The sequence below is a fragment of the Pelagibius sp. genome, from assembly GCF_028289705.1.
GTDB lineage: Bacteria > Pseudomonadota > Alphaproteobacteria > Kiloniellales > Kiloniellaceae > Pelagibius.
In genome coordinates this window covers 1-20,749 of sequence record NZ_JANQOI010000003.1, presented here as the reverse complement: position 1 = coordinate 20,749, position 20,749 = coordinate 1, and the positions used below count along the sequence as shown (strand labels likewise).

At 66.4% G+C, this 20,749-nt stretch carries 14 protein-coding genes and 1 tRNA gene; 10 read left to right on the top strand and 5 right to left on the bottom strand.

The genetic code is table 11. The features are described 5' to 3' along the window. The 6 genes from Q0996_RS00155 to Q0996_RS00130 all read left to right on the top strand — a co-directional run. A partial coding sequence (locus Q0996_RS00155; RefSeq protein WP_299614784.1) for a TrmH family RNA methyltransferase occupies window positions 1-277 on the top strand: 277 nt, incomplete at its 5' end. 91 nt (window positions 278-368) lie between these two features. Next, window positions 369-1,718, top strand: a complete 1,350-nt coding sequence (locus Q0996_RS00150) for a glutamine synthetase family protein (protein ID WP_299614782.1) — start codon at window positions 369-371, stop codon at window positions 1,716-1,718. Window positions 1,719-1,738: 20 nt separating this feature from the next. Further along, a complete protein-coding gene (locus Q0996_RS00145; RefSeq protein ID WP_299614780.1) occupies window positions 1,739-1,867 on the top strand; it encodes a hypothetical protein in 129 nt (42 codons plus the stop codon). Between the two features lie 71 nt (window positions 1,868-1,938). After that, window positions 1,939-3,321: an aspartate aminotransferase family protein gene (locus Q0996_RS00140; protein WP_299614778.1), complete on the top strand. Its 1,383-nt coding sequence runs from the start codon at window positions 1,939-1,941 to the stop codon at window positions 3,319-3,321. A 39-nt stretch (window positions 3,322-3,360) separates the two neighbouring features. Then, the gene (aguB, locus tag Q0996_RS00135; RefSeq protein ID WP_299614776.1) at window positions 3,361-4,239 is read left to right on the top strand and encodes an N-carbamoylputrescine amidase; all 879 of its coding nucleotides are present in this window, start codon (window positions 3,361-3,363) and stop codon (window positions 4,237-4,239) included. Between the two features lie 4 nt (window positions 4,240-4,243). Next, window positions 4,244-4,696, top strand: a complete 453-nt coding sequence (locus Q0996_RS00130; protein WP_299614774.1) for a GNAT family N-acetyltransferase — start codon at window positions 4,244-4,246, stop codon at window positions 4,694-4,696. Window positions 4,697-4,721: 25 nt separating this feature from the next. Here Q0996_RS00130 and Q0996_RS00125 read toward each other — a convergent pair whose 3' ends face one another. Continuing rightward, on the bottom strand, window positions 4,722-4,880 hold the full coding sequence (locus tag Q0996_RS00125; protein ID WP_299614772.1) for a hypothetical protein: 159 nt from the start codon (window positions 4,878-4,880) through the stop codon (window positions 4,722-4,724). A gap of 279 nt (window positions 4,881-5,159) precedes the next feature. After that, complete coding sequence (locus Q0996_RS00120) at window positions 5,160-6,659, bottom strand: aldehyde dehydrogenase (RefSeq protein WP_299614771.1); 1,500 nt, start codon at window positions 6,657-6,659, stop codon at window positions 5,160-5,162. A 306-nt stretch (window positions 6,660-6,965) separates the two neighbouring features. On the opposite strand from Q0996_RS00120, the gene Q0996_RS00115 reads away from it, so the two are divergent. The 4 genes from Q0996_RS00115 to Q0996_RS00100 all read left to right on the top strand — a co-directional run bounded on the left by Q0996_RS00115 (window position 6,966) and on the right by Q0996_RS00100 (window position 10,449). Beyond that, window positions 6,966-7,041 (top strand) — tRNA-Thr (locus Q0996_RS00115). A gap of 283 nt (window positions 7,042-7,324) precedes the next feature. Next, window positions 7,325-7,933 carry a hypothetical protein gene (locus tag Q0996_RS00110; protein ID WP_299614770.1) on the top strand — a complete coding sequence of 203 codons (609 nt, stop codon included), beginning with the start codon at window positions 7,325-7,327 and terminating at the stop codon, window positions 7,931-7,933. Between the two features lie 589 nt (window positions 7,934-8,522). Further along, complete coding sequence (locus tag Q0996_RS00105; RefSeq protein ID WP_299614768.1) at window positions 8,523-9,701, top strand: helix-turn-helix transcriptional regulator; 1,179 nt, start codon at window positions 8,523-8,525, stop codon at window positions 9,699-9,701. A gap of 223 nt (window positions 9,702-9,924) precedes the next feature. Beyond that, a complete protein-coding gene (locus Q0996_RS00100; RefSeq protein WP_299614767.1) occupies window positions 9,925-10,449 on the top strand; it encodes a hypothetical protein in 525 nt (174 codons plus the stop codon). A 250-nt stretch (window positions 10,450-10,699) separates the two neighbouring features. Here the strand turns inward: Q0996_RS00100 and Q0996_RS00095 are convergent, their stop codons facing one another. The 3 genes from Q0996_RS00095 to Q0996_RS00085 all read right to left on the bottom strand — a co-directional run bounded on the left by Q0996_RS00095 (window position 10,700) and on the right by Q0996_RS00085 (window position 20,748). After that, a complete protein-coding gene (locus tag Q0996_RS00095; RefSeq protein WP_299614765.1) occupies window positions 10,700-10,885 on the bottom strand; it encodes a hypothetical protein in 186 nt (61 codons plus the stop codon). Window positions 10,886-10,998: 113 nt separating this feature from the next. Next, window positions 10,999-13,305, bottom strand: a complete 2,307-nt coding sequence (locus Q0996_RS00090) for an adenylate/guanylate cyclase domain-containing protein (RefSeq protein ID WP_322096615.1) — start codon at window positions 13,303-13,305, stop codon at window positions 10,999-11,001. 54 nt (window positions 13,306-13,359) lie between these two features. Then, the gene (locus tag Q0996_RS00085) at window positions 13,360-20,748 is read right to left on the bottom strand and encodes a cadherin-like domain-containing protein (RefSeq protein ID WP_299614764.1); all 7,389 of its coding nucleotides are present in this window, start codon (window positions 20,746-20,748) and stop codon (window positions 13,360-13,362) included. Window position 20,749: the final 1 nt, after the last annotated feature.

The following is a 20,749-nucleotide window of genomic DNA, read 5'->3' as shown; positions in this document are numbered from 1 at the left end:
TATAAGGGTGGTCAACCTGGCGCGGAGCCTCGATACCCTGAAAGTCGCCGGATTTTGGTGTCTGGGCCTGGCCGACGAGGCGCCGCGGAGCCTCGCCGACAGCGACCCTGCGGCGGCGGTGGCCCTGGTTCTTGGCGCCGAAGGCGGCGGCCTGCGCCGCCTGACCCGGGAGCGCTGCGATCTGCTGGTGAAGCTGCCGACTCGCCCGCCGATCCAGGCCCTCAACATCTCCAACGCCGCCGCCGTGGCGCTCTACGAGCTGCTCGGACGCGGCTGAAGTCCTGGAAAGGTCAACGGCTTCCGCGGTTTTCTTGCCAGCCGCGCGAAGCCCGTGTTAGCGATCTGGCAAAACCAGCGTGCAGGTGGTCATGAGCACCGTTATCGAAGCTTTTCTCAAGGACAACCGCATCGACGAGGTCGAGTGCCTGGTGCCGGACATGGCCGGCATCGCCCGGGGCAAGATCCTGCCGGCCAAGAAGTTCCTGGACGGCATGCGCCGCCACGGCCTGCGCATACCGGAGGATGTCTTCGTCCAGACGGTGAACGGGGACTACCCCGAAGACCCCAGTTCGGTGGTCAGCGCGTCGACCAAGGACGTCTATCTGATCCCCGACGAAGAGACCATCCGCATCGTGCCCTGGTACGAGGAGCCGACGGCCCAGGTCATCTGCGATGCCTATCACTTCAGCCACGATCCTGTGGAGATCGCCCCGCGCCGCATCCTGAAGCAGGTGCTGGAGCTCTACGCCGACCAAGGCTGGGAGCCGACGGTGGCCCCGGAACTGGAGTTCTTCCTGGTCGATGTGAACACCGACCCGGACTACCCCCTGGAGCCACCCATCGGCCGCTCAGGCCGGCGGGAGACCAGCCGCCAGGCCTACGGCCTGGACGCCGTCAACGAGTTCGATCCCATCTTCGAAGAGGTCTACGACTTCTGCGAAGCCATGAACATCGACATCGACACCCTGACCCACGAGGGCGGGGCGGCGCAGATGGAGATGAACTTCAACCACGGCGACGCGCTGCTTCTGGCCGACCAGGCCTTCCTCTTCAAGCGCGCTGTGCGCGAGGCGGGTCTGCGCGGCAAGGTCTACGCCACCTTCATGGCCAAGCCCATGCAGGGCCAGCCGGGCAGTTCCATGCACGTGCACCAGAGCGTCCTCGACGCCAAGTCCGGGCGCAACCTCTTCGCCACCAAGACCGGCAAGGACACCGCCCTGTTCCGCAACCACATCGCCGGCCTGCAGCGCTACCTGCCTGCGGTGATGCCGCTACTGGCGCCCAACGTGAACAGCTACCGCCGGCTGATGCCGGACTACGACGCTCCCATCAACACCCACTGGGGCTACGACAACCGCACCGTGGGCCTGCGGGTACCCAACTCGGGCCCCGAGAACCGGCGAGTGGAGAACCGCCTGGCCGGCGCCGATGCCAACCCCTACCTGGCCATCGCCGCCTCGCTCGCCTGCGGCTATCTCGGCATGACCGAGAAGCTGAAGCCGCGCCAGCCGGTGGACGGCAGCGCCTATCGCCTGGCCCGCACCCTGCCGCGGACCCTCTATGACGCGCTGGAGCGCTTCAACGGCACCAAGGCCCTGAAGCCTGTGCTCGGCAGCCTCTTCATCCAGGCCGTGACCCTGGTGAAGTACGAGGAGTTGGACGCCTACCAGCAGGTGATCTCGTCTTGGGAACGCGAGCACCTTCTGCTAAACGTATAGCCTGTTACGGACGCGTGGGCATGGGCGAGACCGCAACCATGATCTCGAAGGTAACGGTGGAACTGCTGCCGGGCGGCTACCTGGCTTCGCTGCGCTGCCGCCATGCCGAACTGCTGCTGAACTGCGCGCGGATCGGCTTCAATCCTTAGGGCGCCGGGGCCCGGCCCCGCCGGGCGGAAAACCTGGTTCTCACCCTGGTGACCCCGAAAGGATCGATATCATGTCTCTGCAAGCCCTCCGCAATTCCACGACCGTCTGGCGTGAAACCGATACCCGCCACCATCTCCATCCCTTCACCGACTTCCAGGGCCTGGCCGAGGAAGGCGGCAGCCGCATCATCACCCGCGCCGAAGGCGTGTGGCTGGAGGACTCCGAGGGTCAGCGCATCCTCGACGGAATGTCCGGGCTGTGGTGCGTCAATGTCGGCTACGGCCGCGAACGCCTGGCCAAGGCGGCCTACGACCAGATGGTGGCGCTGCCCTACTACAACACCTTCTTCAAGACCGCGACGCCGCCCTCCATCGAGCTTTCGGAGAAGCTGGCAGAGCTGACGCCGGCGGGGCTGAACCGGGTCTTCTACGCCTCCTCCGGCTCCGAGGCCAACGACACCCTCGCTCGTATCGTAAGGCGCTACTGGAAGCTGGTGGGCCAGCCGGAACGGCGCAACATCATCAGCCGCACCAACGGCTACCACGGCAGCACCATGGCCGCCGCCAGCCTGGGCGGGATGCAGCCGATGCACGCCCTGGACGATCTGCCGCTGCCGGGCTTTCACCACGTGCGCCAGCCCTACTTCTTCGGCGAGGGCGGCGATCTTTCGCCGGAGGACTTCGGCCTCGCCGCCGCCAAGGCGATCGAAGACAAGATCCTGGAGCTGGGGCCGGAGACCGTGGCCGCCTTCATCGGCGAGCCGATCCAGGGTGCCGGCGGCGTGGTCATTCCCCCGCAGAGCTACTGGCCGGAGGTGCAGCGGATCTGCCGCGAGTACGACGTCTTGCTGATCGCCGACGAGGTGATCTGCGGCTTCGGGCGCACCGGCCACTGGTTCGGCAGCAACCTCTTCGGCATCGAGCCGGACCTAATGACCCTCGCAAAGGGCATCACCTCCGGCTACCTGCCGCTCTCCGCCGCCATGGTGGGGGACCGGGTGGCCGAGGTGCTGCGGGACAAGGGCGGCGAGTTCGCCCACGGCTTCACCTATTCCGGCCATCCCGTGGCCTGCGCGGTGGCCCTGGAGAACATCGCCATCATCGAGGAAGAGAAGCTGGTCGAGCGGGTGCACGACGACACCGGGCCCTACCTGCAGGAGCGGCTCGCCACCCTGGCGGACCACCCCCTGGTGGGCGAGGTGCGCGGGGTCGGTTTCCTCGGCGCCGTCGAGCTGGTCGCCGACAAGCCCAGCCGCGCCGGCTTCAAGCCCAAGGGCCGGGCCGGTACCCTCTGCCGCGACCACTGCTTCGAGATCGGCGTGATCAGCCGGGCGGTGGGCGATACCATGGTGGTCGCCCCGCCGCTGATCCTGACCCGGGAGGAAGCGGACGAGCTGGTGCAGCGCCTGGGCCAGGCCCTCGACAAGACCGCCGCGGACCTCAACATTGCCTAGCCGTCCGGGGCTCGGACCAAGCAAAAGGAGGGTATTCGCATGCGCCAGGTGACCGTCGCGGCCACCCAGATGGCCTGCACCTGGGACCGCGAGGCCAACGTGAAGAACGCCGAGGCGCTGGTGCGCGAGGCCGCCGGCGCCGGCGCCCAGGTGGTGCTGATCCAGGAGCTGTTCGAGACGCCCTATTTCTGCGTCGACCAGAAGCAGGACTATTTCGCCCTCGCCTATCCGGTGGCCGGCCATCCGGTGCTGGAGCGGATGGGCGAACTGGCGCAGGAACTGGGCGTGGTCCTGCCGGTGAGCTTCTTCGAGCGCGCCAACAACGCCCACTACAACTCCCTGGCCATGATCGACGCCGACGGGCGCAACCTCGGCGTCTACCGCAAGACCCACATCCCCGACGGGCCCGGCTATCGGGAGAAGTTCTACTTCAATCCCGGCGACAGCGGTTTTCGCGTCTGGCAGACCCGCCACGGCTGCCTCGGCGCCGGCATCTGCTGGGACCAGTGGTTCCCGGAGTGCGCCCGCGCCATGGCCGTGATGGGAGCGGAGATCTTGTTCTACCCCACCGCCATCGGCAGCGAGCCCCAGCACCCGAGCCTCAATTCGAAAGACCATTGGCAGCGCACCATGCAGGGCCATGCCGCCGCCAACGTGACGCCGCTCGTCGCCTCCAACCGCATCGGCCGCGAGGAAGGCGAGGACGCGGGAATCACCTTCTACGGTTCCTCCTTCATCGCCGATCCCACCGGCGCCAAGGTGGCGGAGGCGAATGAGACAGACCGCGCGGTCATCACCGCCACTTTCGACCTGGACGCGGTTCGCGCCCAGCGCGCCTCCTGGGGTCTGTTCCGCGACCGCCGGCCGGAACTCTACGGCCCGCTGCTGACCTCCGACGGGCGCAGCTTCGCGCCCTGAGCCGATGTCGCAGCAAGAGATTCGTCTCGCCAAACCGGACGACCGGCCCCGAATCGAGGCCATCGTCGAGGCGGCCTACAGCCCCTACATCGCGCACATGGGCCGCCCGCCGGGCCCGATGCTGGACGACTACGCCGCGCGCATCGCCGCCGGCCAGACCCATGTGCTGGAGAGCGCTGACGCGCTCGTGGGCATCCTGGTGCTGGAGCCGGCGGAGGATCATCTGCTGTTGGACAACGTCGCCGTCGATCCGGGCGCCCAGGGCGGCGGATACGGGAAGGCGCTGATGGCCTTCGCCGAGGCGGAAGCGCGCCGCCAGGGCTACGACCGCATCCAGCTCTACACCCACGTGCTCATGGTGGAGAACGTGGCGATCTACGAACGCCTCGGCTACCGGGTGACCGAGCGCAAGACGGTCGCCGGTTACGACCGCGTCTATATGGAAAAACCCGTCTAGGCCTCAGCCCAAAACGTTCGGAGCCTTACTCCAGATCCTCGCCTTCGGTCAGCACCAGATAGCCGGCCTTGTCGACATCGAGGCCCAGGTCCTCGCTGCCCCGCGACAGCACGTCGTCCATCTTGATCAACGCCTGGCGGAGTTGCTGGCGTAAGGCGGCTTCGCGAAAATCGATGACTGTCATGCTCTCCAGCCCATTTGGGTCCCGCATTCCCCCTTGGTGCCGCGCACAGCGGCCCGGGACCCCGACTACCCCGGGCAAGAGCCTACGCTCCGACCAGCCCTCGGTTGTGGGTCATTCCTGAGGCAAGTTCGGTGGATAACCTGTTGATAAGCGAAGGAATTCGCTGCCAACTCGCGCAGTGGTGGGCGAAATAGGCCTGGATACCCAAAGACGAAAACGGCGGGGCCGCCCGGTGTTTACCTGGCGGCCCCGCCGCTGATCGTCACGCGTCTTGAGAGATCAGGTGAGGTCGATCCAGATGGTCTTCACTTCGGTGTACTTCTCCATGGCGTGGAGCGACTTGTCGCGGCCAAAGCCGGACTGCTTGAAACCGCCGAAGGGGGTTGTGATGTCGCCGGCGTCGAAGCAGTTCACCCAGACCACACCGGACCGCAAGGCCTTGGCCGCCTTGTGGGCCTTGGTGATGTCGCTGGTCCAGACCGCGCTGGCGAGGCCGTAGATGGTGTCGTTGCCGATGCGGATCGCCTCTTCGGGGTCGGAGAAGCTGATGGTGGAGAGCACCGGCCCGAAGATCTCTTCCTGGGCAATGCTCATGTCGTTGTTCACGTTGTCGAAGACCGTGGGTTCGATGTAGTAGCCGCCGGTCTCCGCCATGATGCGCGCGCCACCCATGGCCAGCCGGGCGCCCTCGGCCTGGCCCTTGCCGATGTAGCCCAGCACCCGGTCCATCTGGGTGTCGTCCACCATGGCGCCCATCTGGGTGCCTGGGTCGAGGGGATCGCCGACCCGCATCTCCCGGCCCACCTTCATGATGCGCTCCAGCAGCTCGTCCTTGACGCTCTCCTCCACGAGCAGGCGGGAGCCGGCGTTGCAGACCTCCCCCTGATTGAAGAAGATCGCCCAGGCCGCCGCCGTCGCCGCGGCGTCGAGGTCCGGCGCGTCGGCCATGACGATGTTGGGCGTCTTGCCGCCGCACTCCAGCGACACCCGCTTCATGTTTGATTCGCCTGAATACTTCAGGAACAGCTTGCCCACCTCGCCAGAGCCGGTGAAGGCGATGGCATCGACATCCATGTGGCGCCCCAGCGCCTGACCCGCGGTCTCGCCGAAGCCCGGAACGATGTTCAGCACGCCCTCCGGCAGGCCGGCCTCGACGGCCAGCTCGGCGGCGCGGATGGCGGTCAGCGGCGATTGCTCGGCGGGCTTCACCACCATGGAGTTGCCGGTCGCCAGGGCCGGGCCCATCTTCCAGGCCGCCATCAGCAGCGGGAAGTTCCAGGGCACCACGGCGCCGATCACGCCCAGGGGCTCGCGCACCATCATGGCCACGGCATCGCTGCCGGTGGGGGCGATCTCGTCATACATCTTGTCGACGGCCTCGCCATACCAGCGGATGCAGGTGGCCACCGCCGGAATGTCGATGCGGCTGGAATCGCCGATGGGCTTGCCCATGTCCAGGGTCTCCAGCAGCGCCAGCTCGGTGGCGTGCTGTTCGATCAGATCGGCCCAGCGCAGCAGCACCTTCTTGCGCCTGGCCGGCGGCATGTTGCGCCAGCGCCCATCCTCGAAGGCGGCGCGGGCGGCCTTGACGGCGCGGTCGACATCCTCGGCGTCGCCGGCGGCCACCTGGGTCAGGACCTTGCCGTCGATGGGCGAGACGCAGTCGAAGGTCTTACCGGAGGCGGCGTCGGCGAACTGCCCGCCGATGAAGGCCTGGTTCCGGTACGACAGGCCCTGGGCCTGGGATTTCACGGACTCGATGGAGAGGGCCGCTGACATGGCGCTGATGCTCCCTTGAACCGCCGCTTGGCGTGGCGTTTTGCTGTTGAAGATCCGGCTTGATGCACGGCGGGGCGCCAAGAAAACCCGGCCCTCCCCGTACCTGACCGTCTGTTCGGACCTTAAGCCCGCCCCGACCGCCAAAGCAAGCCTTGGGAAAGACCGGCATAGCCGCCCCGCAGCCCCCGCATGGGCGCGCCTGTTCAGCCGGATCAGCGCGTAGAAGCGGCCCCACCCTTGCGGCGGCTCGCCGCCGGCCCTATCTTGCCCCCGCGCCCGCCGCCCGAGGCCGGCGCCCCATCCAGGGCCGGCTTAGCTCAGCTGGTAGAGCACCTGATTTGTAATCAGGGGGTCGCGGGTTCGAATCCTGCAGCCGGCACCATCAGGTCAGGCGATTCATCGGCCTTCCGGGCGCACCGGGGACTCCTCCTGAGATGTCATGTCTGTGCGGCCGGCTTGGCTTGGCTGTGACGTCCTGTGCCTAGCCCTTTTTCGTGCAGAAGAAGAGACCGCTGACAGTCCTGCACCCCCCATCTGGGGGCTGTGGTGGTTTCCATCCACGATCAAGATGATCGACGGGAGTGACCGTCGTTGCCGACACCCACAACGCTTCCAGACAGCGGCGGCCGCGCACGCGTGCTCAAACGAGCAAGGGGAGAAGAAGCATGAAACCTCTGCGTCGTATCAGCCTGACAGTGGCGGCAGTGGCCCTGACCGCCGGCTGCGCCGGCGACCCGGCGATCAATCGGGAGGCCAGTGTCGAGCTGGCACCGATGGAGAAGCCGGCGGTTCTGGAGGGTAAGCTCAGCTGGTTGGACAAAGGCGAACCGGCCTTGATGGAAATCGCAATGACCGGCGAGGGAATGGTTGCCGGCGCCTGGGTGGAGGGCACCAGAAAGGGCTGTAGCTGGGTCAATGACTCATGGTTTGCACCCACGCTCAGTTGGAAGGACTGCGAGGGCTCCACAGGGACGCAGGAAGCGACGAAAAGTGGCGACATCTGGCCACTCGCGGTCGGCATGGCCGAGTCCTACAAGGTCAAAGGCAAGAACGCCAAGAACGAGACCTGGCAGACGACAAGACGCTGCGAGGTTTCGGACATGGTTATGGTCTCGGTTCAGGACAAGCAGTACCCAAGCTACGAGGTGATCTGCAGGGACAGCTGGAGCACCCGCACCTGGTACATTTCTCCCGAGTTGAAGCGAACCCTTAAGTTCAAGAGGGTGCACAACAGCAGGGGCGTTCAGTCGGACATGGTCGCCATTCTCGAATAGCCTGCGGCCGGTCCAGCGGCGCAGCGAGTTCAGCCAAGCAGGCTCCGCCGCCGCACCCGCAAGGCGACCGTTCCCGGGGCCACCCGCCGCGCCGCTCCCATCATCAATCGGCGGACAACGGCTTGCGGGAACGTGCGCCTTGTGACCGCTGCGGGCTGGTGCCGTCCCAAGGCGGCCGTTGGAGTCACAGTGACGGCGGGACCATGGGGAGTCTGGTCCTTGCTGTGCATCATCATTGGCGTGCCGAGTCCCTTGCCCGGCCACCGCCTGCGGCCCACTCGGGCGCCGGGCCGTTTCTCCAACGGCGCCGTCTGATACTACCGGACAACACCGCACTTTGGGGCAAAGCGCTCCAGGGCCTGCACCATCACTGTCGCCTATAGTCAATAGACCCAGGTCAAATACAATCATAAGGAGTGAGCCCGGTGATCTGGAATGGCCGAAATCGGCCATGTACTGAGCATCACGGGCACTATATCAGCGATTAGCGTTAACAAGTCTTTCCCGTTATTGTTTAATATTCCGATAGATGTAGTCAGAGAGCTCGGTCACAGATCGGATCTCGACTGGCCAATCAGGAGGGGAAGGCATGGCGGGAAAGCCTTCACTGATCGAGACGGTTTCCTGCATCTATCGCTCGGCCCTCGAGCCGGAAGGCCACTGGACCGAGGCGCTGGATCGCATTGCCGCAATCATGGGTGCCGCCGGGAGCCATATTCACGTGGTCGACCCGCACCGCGAGGAAGTCTCGGTGAGCGGCATGTCCAGCCTGTTTCCCGACTTGGGTTCCGATGTCTGGACGACGTGGCGAGAGCGCTACGTGAAGTTCGATATGCCGGCCTACCGGGCCCTCATGGAGACGCGGTCCACCGGATTTCATGCAGACTTCGAACTCCTTGGGTTGACCAGCGAAGCTCAGCACCGGGTCTTTCCCAGCATCAGGTTCAACATAGAGCAGTTCGGCATCCGACACCGCGCCGGCACGCGGCTGAACTTGCACGATGGCTGGCTGGATGTACTGGCGGTTCTGTTTGCCGATGCGCGGGGGCCTATGACCGCCGATGAAGCCGCAATTGGCGAGTCGATCATTCCGCACATGGCGAAGAGCGTGGAGATGCAACGCAACTTCGTCGTTCTTCGCAAACGCCACGATGCCGTAGTCGCCGCCCTCGACCGCTGGCATGTCGGAATCTGCATCACCCGGGGAGACGGCAGTGTCGTGATGACCAACCGTCATGCCGACGGGATGCTGGAGTCGAGGGATGGCCTGGGCCTTGACCGCAGCGGCCGACTTGTAGTGCTGGATGGTGAGCACAATGGCGCCCTGTCGGCAGCAGTCCTCGGCGCCTCTCGGACTGCCGTGGGTTCCAGTGACGACGCCGAGACACTGATGGCCATCAAGCGTCTGTCAGGCCAGGATGCCTATCTGATTTCTGTCTCGCCGCTCTGCGATGTCGGGTATGAGTTGGAACCTGGCTTCGCCGGTGCGCTGGTGGCGATCATCGACCCCACCGATGCCGCATCCATCTCAACGGCCGGCATGGGCGAGATTTATAGGCTGACGGCCACGGAGCAGGAAGTCTGCCGACTCTTGGCAGAAGGCTGGAAGACCCACGATATCGCGGAACTCCGCAGCCTCCAGCTTGAAACGGTGCGCAGCTATGTGAAGTCGATCCTGGCGAAGACCCGCACTCACAATCGCGCCAACCTCGTGCGCCTCGCCATGCTTCTCAATCCGCCCATCGAGGAACGCGAAAGCCAGCCTTGAAACGGACGCACGCAAGGGTCCGTTGATGACCTCTCTATAAACACCGCCCTTCGTTTAGCGGCCCCTCCCCTTGACGCGGTTCACGCATTGGTGATCTGCGTAGGCGGCCCCGGTTCGGGTAGTGTTCACCTGCCGAACGGCTGCAACTACGAACCGGGCCTCCGGGAACCGGCTGAACACGATCCGGCGCCGGCCTGGGCCGCGGCCATGTAGGGACCGCACGATGAAGCGACAGAAGCGTAAGACGACCGCGAAGAAGAAGCCGGAAAACGCCGCCGGCGCGCAGCCTGGGGAGCCCTCGGCGCCAAAAAAGAAGGCTCTCAACCGGCGCGACCTCCTGCAGAACTTGGGCTACGGCCTTGCCGGCATCGCCGTGGTCGGCGGGGGCGGCTGGTATCTCGCGAGCAGCGTCCATGCCGGGATCGTCGAGGGCGACCTCTCGCGCCTCGGCAACGGCATCCCGACGGTGGTGCAGATCCACGATCCGCAGTGTCCCCAGTGCCGCGCGCTGCAGAAGGAGGCCCGCGAGGCGCTCGCGGAACTGGACGACAGCGAGATCCAGTACCTCGTCGCCAACATCCGCGAGCCCGAGGGGCGGGCGCTGGCCGCCGCCCACGGCGTCGGGCATGTCACGCTGTTGCTCTTCGACGGCAGCGGACAGCGGCGCGGCGTCCTTGCCGGCCAGAACAGCAGCCAACTGCTGCTGGGCGAGTTCAAGCGCCTGATCCGGCGATCCAACGCGAGCTAACAGGCTGTTGAAAAAGCCGGTTTGGTGATCGACCTCGTGCTTCGAGACGCTTCGCTCCTCAGCATGAGGTCAATCCCCCCAACATTTACCGCACCCTGAGGAGGCCCCCAAAGTCACTCAAAGGGGGGCCGTCTCGAAGGGTGCTGTGCTCCCTGCAGCCACCCTTTCAACAACCTGCTAACGCGTTTTCGACTTACGTCGAATCGGTTCCGGATGTGGGGGTGGCTTGGCAGCAAAGCCACCAGTCGCCTCACCCGTTCCGCCCCGCTTCCTGGGTTACCATCTCGTCTGCCACCTCCGCGGCCAGCCGCGCTGCGGCTTGGAAGGGCGTGATTTTTCCTTCCTTCGCGGCTTCCCTGCGCGCCAGTTCAAGGCCCGCCTCGCAAGAAAGCAGGCCTTGAAGCGCAGCCGCCGCATATCTTTCCCACTCACTCATCGCTCAGTCCTCCTGCACCAGTGCACCGGTTCGAATGACGGACACGTCGTGGGTCGCAGCGTGATCACGCAACAGCCGCCAATGGCGCCAAGCGCTCTTCCGCCCTCACCCCCCTACTTCGTCTCGGCGGTGTAGACGCCGTCCCAGTTGCGCGGCGGGGGGTGGCGGCGGAAGGCTTCGATGCGGCCGCGATAGAGCGCGAGGAACCCCGCCAGGTCGAAGTGCGGCAGCGTATGGCCTTCCAAGGCGCCGATCTGCCGGGTCGCCGCCTCCCAGTCCTGAAAGCGATAGGCGGTCAGCAAATCCCAGATGCCGTTCACGGTCTTCTGGATCTCGCTGCCCTCGGCCGCCGGCTCGCCGCCGAGCAGGGCGAAGATGCGCTGCGGCTCGGTCTTGCCCTTCACCCGGATCAGGTCGAGTTCCATGTAGGCCGCCCGCGGCCCGATGGCCGAAGCGGTCGTCTCGCCGAGGATGATGTCGGCGCCGTAGGTCTTGCACTGCCCTTCCAGGCGTGAGGCGAGGTTGACCGCGTCGCCCAGCACCGAATAGTCGAAGCGCTGCTCGGAGCCCATGTTACCCACCACACAAAGCCCGGTGTTGATGCCGATGCCGACCTTGAGCTGCATGGTCTCGCCGCTGCCCTCCTCGGCCTCGCGCCGCAGCCGCTCGTTCAGCCGGTCGACGGCCTGTAGCATGGCAAGGGCCGCATCGCAGGCATTCATGGCGTGGTCTTCGTCGCTCAGCGGCGCGTTCCAGAAGGCCATCACCGCATCGCCCATGTATTTGTCGATGGTGCCGTCGCGGCCCATGATCTCCGCCGTCAGCGGCGTCAGCAGCCGGTTCATCAGGCGGGTCAGCTCCTGGGGCCGGTCCTGCAGGCGCTCGGAGATCGCGGTGAAGCCGCGCACGTCGCTGAACAGCACGGTCATCTCGCGCGTCTCGCCGCCCAGCACCAGCCGGCCGGGATCGTTGGCGAGCTGGTCGACCAGGGTGGGCGAGAGGTACTGGCGAAAGGCGCTGCGCACCCGCTGCCGCCGCCCCTCCTCGCGCAGGTAGTTGGTGAAGACCAGCACGGTATAGACCGCCGCCGAGCCCACCAGCGGATAGGCCACGTCGATCAGCAGGCCCTCACTGGTGAACAGGACCCAGGATGCCAGCAATAGGGCGGCGGCGGCCAGCGCGCCCAGCAGCATGGTCAGGGCGGCGCCGAATACGGGGACCAGGGCGATCATCAAGAGCCCAACGGCAGCCAGCACGAAAAGCTCCGCCCCCAGGGCATAGTGCGGGCGCAGCAGGAGCTGCCCCGAGAGGATCATCTCCAGCATCTGGGCATGGATCTCCACGCCGGGGATGCGGTCGTGCACCGGCGTCGCCTTGATGTCGAAGAGTCCGGCAGCGGAGGTGCCGATCAGCACCAGCCGGCCGGCCAGTCGCTCCGGCGGCACCCGGCCCTTTAGCAGGTCCCGGGCCGAGACGTAGAGGTCGCGGCGCGATTCGGCATAGTACATCCAGATGCGGCCGTGGCGGTCGGTCGGCACCTCGACCCCGCCGACCACAAAGGCGCTGACGCCGGCCTCGTCGGTCTTGATGGCGAAGGCGTTGCCGCCGGTGGCCAGGCGCAGCATCTCCAGGGCCAGGCTGGGAACGATCTGGCCCTCGGCGACGACGAAGGCCGGAATGCGGCGCACCAGGCCGTCGCGCCCCGGCACGAGGTTGAAGATCGCGCGCCCGGGCGCCGCCTGCTCCAGGACCGGCGTGTTGCGCACCAGCGCGGGGAAATGAAAGAGGTAGGGGGTCGGATCATTGCCGATGATTGCCAGCGGAATCTTCGGCAGATCCGGCGGCGGGCCGCCCTCCAGCTTGCGGTGGTAGCCGGACTGGCCCAGCACCAGGCGCGTCTGCCGCAGGGTGTCGGCGAAGACCTCGTCATTGCTGGGCAGGGCCCGCAGGGCCTCGATGACCGCGGGGTCGACGTCGCCGAGGAAGTCGGCGTAGCGGCCCGGCGAGGTGCGGTCCGGCTCGGCGAAGACCACGTCGAAGCCGACGGCGGCAGCGCCGGCGGCCCGCAGACTGTCGATCATGCGCGCGACGTCGGTGCGCGGCCAGGGCCACTGGCCGACTTCTGCCAGGCTCTCTTCGTCGATGTCGACGATCACCAGGGGCTGCGGCGAGGCCTCTCGCGGCATGGCCACCTGGTAGAGGTCGAAGATCTTGAGGCGCAGGATCTCCAGCGGGATCGGGTCCCAGACCCTGAGGGCCAGCAGCGGCAGCAGCAGGCAGAGCCCCAGCACGCGGCTGAACCCGAACCGCCGGGCCATGCGGACCAGCCGCCGGCGCACCAGCAGGCGGCGCAGCCGCGCCCAGCGCGCGTCATCGCGCCGCTTGGCCGGTACCGGGCCTGGCAGGGCCTCTCCGCTCACGGCTGTCTCTTCCCTCCCGCGGTGGCCGCCCATCCGCGGGGCGGCAGACTTCATCTATACCACGGTGGTGATTTCTGCGGGGTCGATATCGGCGGCAGAGACGCCCTGGAGCACCGCGAGGATGGCGCCGCTGGACTGCAGCGCAACCGCCGCGTCACCGCCCTGGGTGGCGGTGATCGTCAGGTCTTCGGCGCCCAGCCCTTCGGCGAGGCCCAGGCTGTCGCTGCCGATCTCGAAATCGCCGATGACATCTGCCAGGTCCAGCGAGTCGGCGCCGTCCGCGGCGCGCAGGACGAAGATATCGGACCCGTCCCCACCGGTCAGAGTATCGCGGCCGCCGCCGCCATCCAGCCGGTCGTTCCCCGCACCGCCGGCAAAGGCCTCGTCGCCCTCGCCGCCGAGGAAGACCAGGCTCTCCCCGCTGCCGGCGTCGTTCAGGACCGTCAGGCCCAGCGAGTCGGCGCCAAGGTCGAGCGCGAAGTCGAAGGCCTGATCGACGCCGCGCACGACGAAGGACAGCGCATCCTCGTCCAGCGTCAGCGCGCCGGCGGTGAGGAAGATGAAGCTGTCGCCGGCCAGGGGATCGTAGCCCTCGATCATCGAGAACTCGATCACGCCGCCGGTGAAATCCGCGGTCCCGGCAATCTGGTAGAGGTCGAAGGCCCCGGCCTCGGTCCCGCCCAGCTCCACCTCCAGGACACCGTCGGACATGACGAAGTCGCCGCCGAAGGCCGCGGTGCCCGGCGAGTTGCCGTTGATCAGCGTGCCGCCGACGTTCTCGATATCGCCGATCAATGTGCCGCCGGCCTGCACGGTGACGGTGCCGCCGCTGCCGATGAAGACATCGGTGATGCCGTCGCCTTCGGCCACCCCAGCGCGCACGGTTCCGCCGTCGGTGACGGTCACGCTGCCGGTCCCACCGCTGTCGAAAAGGACCTCCCCGTTGTCGAAATCGAAGTCGGCCCCGACCACCAGCACATCGCCGGCATCGAACAGCGTCGCCGTTCCGTCAACCCCGTCGACCGTCAGCGCGCCGCTGGCAACGGCTTCGCGGCCGACGAAGGTGAAGCCGCCGGCGGCGTTTACGACCTGCGCACCCTGTGTCACGTCCAGGGTGCCGTTACCCTCGCGGCCGACGGCAATGAAGCCCAGACTGCCGGCGGGGCCCCCGTCTCCGTTGGCGATCAGAACCTGGGTTCCGATACCGTCGACGACCATGGTGCCCGTCGATCCCGCATCGCGGCCGACATTGAAGCCCGGAAACTGGCCGCCGTTGCCGTCGATGCTCAGCAGGGCGCCGCCTTTCACCGTCAGGCTGCCTTGACCGCCCCATCCGACCTGGAGGAAGGCACCCTGGTGCTCGTCGTCACGGCCGAACAGGCGCAAGGTCGTGCGGAGCTCCTCGTCCTGGCTGCCATCGACGGTCACACTCCCCTGGCTGCCGCTGACCCGACCAATGCTCATGAAGGTGGTGGCGACATTGCCGCCTTGATCGATGGTGAGCTCGCCAGTCCCGTCGCGCGCGACATTGATGTTCGGCGCGAAGCCCTGCAAAAGAAGCTCCGAGCCTTCGCCCCGGACCACCACGGCACCATCGCCGTTCGACTCGCGGCCGATGTTCATGGAGGCGTGCCCGTCATCGCCGTCGACGGTGAGCGATCCGCCGGCCAGGATCTCCAGACGGCTTTGCGCCAGATCCGGCGGGTCGCCCGGGCCTTCGAAGCCATCGGCATTGCCGCGGCCCACGATAACGTTGGCGTCCTGCCCGAAAAGGCTGACGGACCCGCCATTTTCGATGGTCAACTGAGCATCGCCGCTGCGGAGGTGCAGGCTGGGGCCAAAGATGCCGTTGTCCGAATCGGCCGGGTCGGTCTGGAAGAGGTTTATCTGCGAGCCGGCACCGTCCACCAGAACGCTGCCCTGGCTGCCGTCCTCCCGGGCGATCTGCAGGCCCGGCCCGTTGAAGCCGGGGCTCGCCTCGATGTCGATGACGGCACCGTCCCGCACCTCCAGGATTCCAATGCTGCCGGCATTGCGGCCGACCCTGAGGAATGCGCCATCATCCGCATCCGGCGGCGGGTAGGACCCGAAGTCGTTGGACAGGAAGATCCTCGTCCCCGCATCGCTGGCCACCACGCTGCCGACCCCGTCCCGTGCGAGGTCGAGCCAGAGGCCCTCCACCTGGCCGCCGCCGGAGACCGTCATTTCGCCGACCCCGACGTTGCCGAGTTCGATGAGCGCGTTCTCGCCGGAGGTGGTGAGTGTCGAACCGGGCCCCGTGACCAAGACCTGGCCGCTGGCGCCGAACTGTTGGCCGACCAGGACCCGCGGGGCGTCCACCTCGGCGCCATCGCGGATTTCCAGACTCCCGTTCACGAAGGGCGCGCCAACAAAGATCTCATCGCTGTCGGACCGGCTGACGCCCTCTGAAGCCAGCACGCGGAAGACAAAGTCGTCTGGACTGAGCACATAATCGAACACAAAGTCCAAATGAATACTGTAGCCGCCGCCGAAATCGAGCAGGGTGCCATAGTCTGTTCCGGTGACGCCGATGCCATCCGGGCTGGTGCTGTCCCAGCCAATGACCTCGATGACGTCCTCGCCCGGAAAGAAATCCGTGATGGTGAGCTCGGCGCCGGGGGCACCGGCGTCCAGGGGCGCCAAGGTAAAGACGAAGGTATCGCCGTAGTCGCCACCTGTCAGCGTGTCATTGCCGCCCGCGCCGCCCAGGGTGTCGCTGCCTTCGGCCCCCTCGATGCGGTCGGCGAAGGCGGAGCCTGCTTCATAGTCGTCGCCCTCGCCGCCCTCGAAGACGATGCCATTGCCCAATGAAACGCTGTTGCCGAAGAACCTGAGGCTGCGGGTCCCGGCATCGTCAATGAATCCGTAAATAAAGTTGGTCGGATCGACCCCGGTAAAGCGATAGGCGACATGGTCGCTCACCGCCAGGCTCACATAGTTCAGGAACGCGAAGCTATCGCTGACCAGGGGCGTGAAATCGGGGTCGAAACCGAACTGGATCACACCGTCGTTGAGGCTCACGTTACCGGAGCCGGGGTTCGGGCTGCTCACCGTCAGAACGTCATGGCCCGTGCCAGGCGTTGTTCCGGCGATCTCGAACCGCAGGAGGCCGTCGTTCAGGGTGAAGCTGCCGTCGACCTCCAGTTCGCCCGGGGAGAGCCCGGGGCCGATGGTGCCGCCGTTGATGAAGACGTCGCCATCGACCAGGCCGACGCCGCCGAGGCTGCCGCCCGCCCCGACAGAGATGACATCGGCCTGCAGCTCGCCGCCGTCCTCGAGGGTCACGGTCCCCTCACCCTGATGACCGATGTTCAGGCTCTCGCCGGCATCGAAGAGTGCGCCGTCACCGTCGATCGTGACGAAGCCGCGGCCGCGCTCCGTCCCGCCGATGTCGGCGTTCTGGGCCGTCACCATGCCGCCGTCGATGGTGAGGATACCGGTCGCCTCCGCATCGCGTCCAAATCCGGGAAGGCCGACCGGGTCATAGACGCCGTTGCCGACGCTCAGGAACCCTTCATAGGCCAGCGAAGAGGTGGCATCGACGGTCACGCTGCCCCTCGAACCGCCGAAGTTGCCGATGGAATTGAAGCCGCCGTTGGTGGTGACGGAGGCCCCGTTCCGAAGGACCAGTGTTCCGTCGCCGGCCTGGCCGACCGCGAAACCGTCGTTGGGCCCGCTGGTGTCGGTCCAGATGCCGCCGTCGATGGTGGCCTCGCCGATCCCGAGCCTCTGGCCGCCGATGTCCACGCCCTGGGTGGCCAGCGAGCCACCGTTGACGGCAAGGCTGCCGGTCGCTGTCGTGCTCTGCCCGAAGGTCGGATCGTCCGTCGGATCGAACCAGCCGAGACCGACGGTCAGCTTGCCGTTGACGGTCAGCGAGGACTCGGCGTCGATGTTTACCGACCCCGTCGATCCGCCGCCGTTGGCGATGTTGTTGAAGTCTCCCTCGACGGTGACCGACCCACCGTTCAGGATTTCGAGGGTGCCGTCTCCCTGCAGGCCGACGTTCAGCTCGCCGGCGTTCTGCCAAGTGCCGCTGTCTATGGTGACGAGGCCAACACCCAGCTTCTGATCGCCAATGTTCGTATCGACTGCAGCGAAGCTGCCACCGTTGATGTTCAGAGTACCGGTCGCCTCTGCGTCTTGACCGAAGTCCGGGAACAGGTTCGGTTCGAAGAAGCCATTGCCGACGGAAAAGAACCCGTTCACGTTGAGGCTCGATGTAGCGTCCACATTGACCACGCCCGTCGAGCCACCGCCGTCGGCGATACTGACGGGACCGGCATTGGCCGTGACCGTACCGCCGTTTTGGATGGTCAGCGTCCCCTGGCCTTCACGGCCGATCCAAAGCCGTGTACCGATTTGCCACTCGGCGTCATCGACCAGGGCTGTGCCGACACCCGACTGCCCAAATCCGATGTCCAGGCGTTCGCTGATCACCATGGCGCCGTCGCGCGTTTCCAAATGTCCCGTGCCCTCGCGGCCGACCTCGATCCGGTTGGCAAAGCCCCCAACCGGATTGGTCGTGCCGCCCACGGTCAGCAGGGAGTCGGGCCCCTGGACCAAGACCCTGCCGTCGCTGCCCTCCTCGCGGCCGATGCGAAGACGCGCAGTGTTGTCTCCCCCCTGCAAGGACAGGGTGGCCCCACTTTGGATGACGACTTCCCCGCTCGCGCCTTCCTCGTAGCCCACATTGAAGGAGATGAAGTCTTCTCCGCCTGAAAGCAAAAAGGTTGCATCGTTGCGGAGGGTCATCTGGCCGTCGCCCTCGTCACCGATGCTGACGAACAGGCCGGCCCCATCCATGGCGATCGTGGAATTCGGGCCATCGACCAAGACCGAACCTTGCGCGCCGAACTGCCTGGCCGCCTGGAGGCTCGCCTGCTCGCCGGTCAGGGTGAGCTGCCCGCCGTTGCGGATCTCCAGGTCACCGTCGCCGCCATCTCCGGCCTGCACAAAGGGGCCGAAGATGTCGTTGTCCGGGTCCGCAGGCGCGGTCTGGGTCAGCGCGATGATCGACCCGGGCCCGTCGATCAGAACCGACCCGACACTGCCGGGATCGCGGGCGATTTGCAGGCCCGGTTCGTTGGTGTTCTCGTTCACGCCGATCCCGGCGCGGATATCCAGGCGCGCGCCTTCACGGACCTCAACGGTGCCGTCGCCGCCGGCGTCCCGCCCGGCCCGGACGAACGCGGCCCGATCGGCGAAGTCACCTGGAAAGAGTCCGGTGTCGTTGGAAACCGTCACCTGGGTGCCGTCGCCCCGGATGATGACGGTGCCGGTACCGGCCACACCGGAATCAAGCAGCAGGGTGTTCAAGGAAGCACCACCCTGGACCGTCATGTCGCCGGTCCCGCCAAGGCCCACCCGCACCCTGTTGCTTTCACCGCTGGTGGTAACGTTGGTCTCCGCACCGTCGATGAGCAGCGATCCGGTGCTGCCGAAGAAGTTGCCGATAATCAGGTTGTCGGCATTGCCGCTGATGAACTCAGCGGAGGCGCCGCCGCTGATCGTGGCATCGCCGGTGCCGGCATTGCCGATGACACTCGGCCCCAGGATGGTCAGCGTGCTGCCATTGGTCAGCACGAACTCGCCGATACCGGTGGTCTCTTCGCCGACCGAGAAGTACTCAGAGACCAGATCCTGCCCGGCATCGACGGTCAGGCTGCCGAAGGCTTCGTCACCGACGATGATCTCGAAGGGGTCGACGAAGGTGTCGCCGCTGCCGGCGATGGCGACGAAGCTGGCGACACCGCCGGCGAGCTGAATGCCCAGCAGACCGCCAGCGTACTCGAGGCCGGTCACCTCGACGCCATTGTCGATGATCTCCGCGGCTTGAACGAAGTTCAGGGTATCGCCGGCCGTCGGGACAAAGCCGTCCAGCAAGACCACGTTGATGATCCCGGCGAAGCTGGCGGTGCCGCTGACCTGCAGAAGATCCCCGCCAGTGCCGTCGATCTCGACGGTCAAGAGGCCGTCCGGGCCCTGTTCATAGTCGCCGAGCACCGTGAAGGTCCCGGGGCTTGTCCCCGGATTGATGGTCCCGTTGTTGATCAGGCTGCCGCCGGTGACGTCGATGATCCCTTCGCCGCCGATCTCCGCGCCGAAGGCGTTCTCGAAGTCGCCGCCGACCACGGCAAGCGTGGCGAAGGCCGCGATGGTGATCGAGCCGCTGTTGCGGAAGCCCGATCCGTTGTCGATGGTCAGGTTGGAAAGGACCGCGAGGCTGCCCTCGGCCTCATTGCTGAAGCCGACGCCCAGGGTGGCGGCACTGGGCACCAAGAGGCTGCCGCCGTTGGCGATGGCGCCGCCGCCCTGGATGTTCCCGGTCATTGCGCCGAGCCCGTTCAGGTCGAGGTCTATGTCCAGGGTAAGGGGAGCAACGCCGCCCAGATTGGCGGGGCCGTTGATTGTCAGGGTGGCGCCGTCTCCGGTGACGGTGCCGCCGGTCCAGGCGAAGGTGCCGTTCAGCGTACCGCCGGCAACCTCGAAGCTGCCGCCGGAAACGGCGATAGTCGAACCGATTTCGCTCGTCAGTTCCCCCGTCACCGCGAAGCTGCCGCCGGTGATGACCAGGCTTTCGCTTTCGAGCGTGAGACTCTGGAGAACGGCGGACCCGGAGGAGAAGATGGCCGCGCCGGGCTGATCGGGGATCACGACATCGGCGCCGTCAATCGGTACCGAACCGCTCGCCCAGTTCAGCGGATTGTTCCAATCACCGTTACCGCTCCCGTTGGTCCAGACGAAGCTGGTGGCCACGGCGAAGCTCAGATCGGCGGGCGCGCTGACGCCGCCGTCGGGATCGCTCGCGGTCACCGTGAAGCCCGCGGCCGCGCCGTCGCTCCCGTCGTGTTGGAAGGCGACCAGGCCGGCGATGACGTCGGCCAGGGTGAAGCTGGCGGCCGGTGCTCCGGAGAGCAGGACTTCGCCCGCAACCTCAGCGGTGACCGTGAAGGTGAGCTGGGCCGGGTCTGTCGTCTCCGCGTCGCTGGCAGAGAGGATCGCGGTGGTGATCGCAAGAGACGCGCCCTTGACCAAGCCCGCGGTATCGCTGGTCACCACGGGATCGTCGTTCACCGGCGTATAGTCGATCTCAGCCGCCGCCGGAACTGTGGACGCTTGCCCGTCGCTCACCGAGACGCTGTAGCCGGGTGAAACCTCGTCGCCGTCGTCGACGAAGACAATAGCGCCATCCAGAACCTGCTGCTGGCTGAAGCTTGTGATCGGTGTCTCCGGCGTCTCTGCCAGCGCAAAGCGCCCGCCGGTGACGTTGCTGACGGTGAAGATCAATGATGTGTCGTCGTCGTCGTCCGCCGCCGAGAGGTCGTCGCCGTCCAGTGTGACCGTCTGGCCCTCGCCCACGGTCAGACTGTTGTTGACCAGGACCGGGGCGTCGTTCACCCCGTTGACGGTGATGCTCACC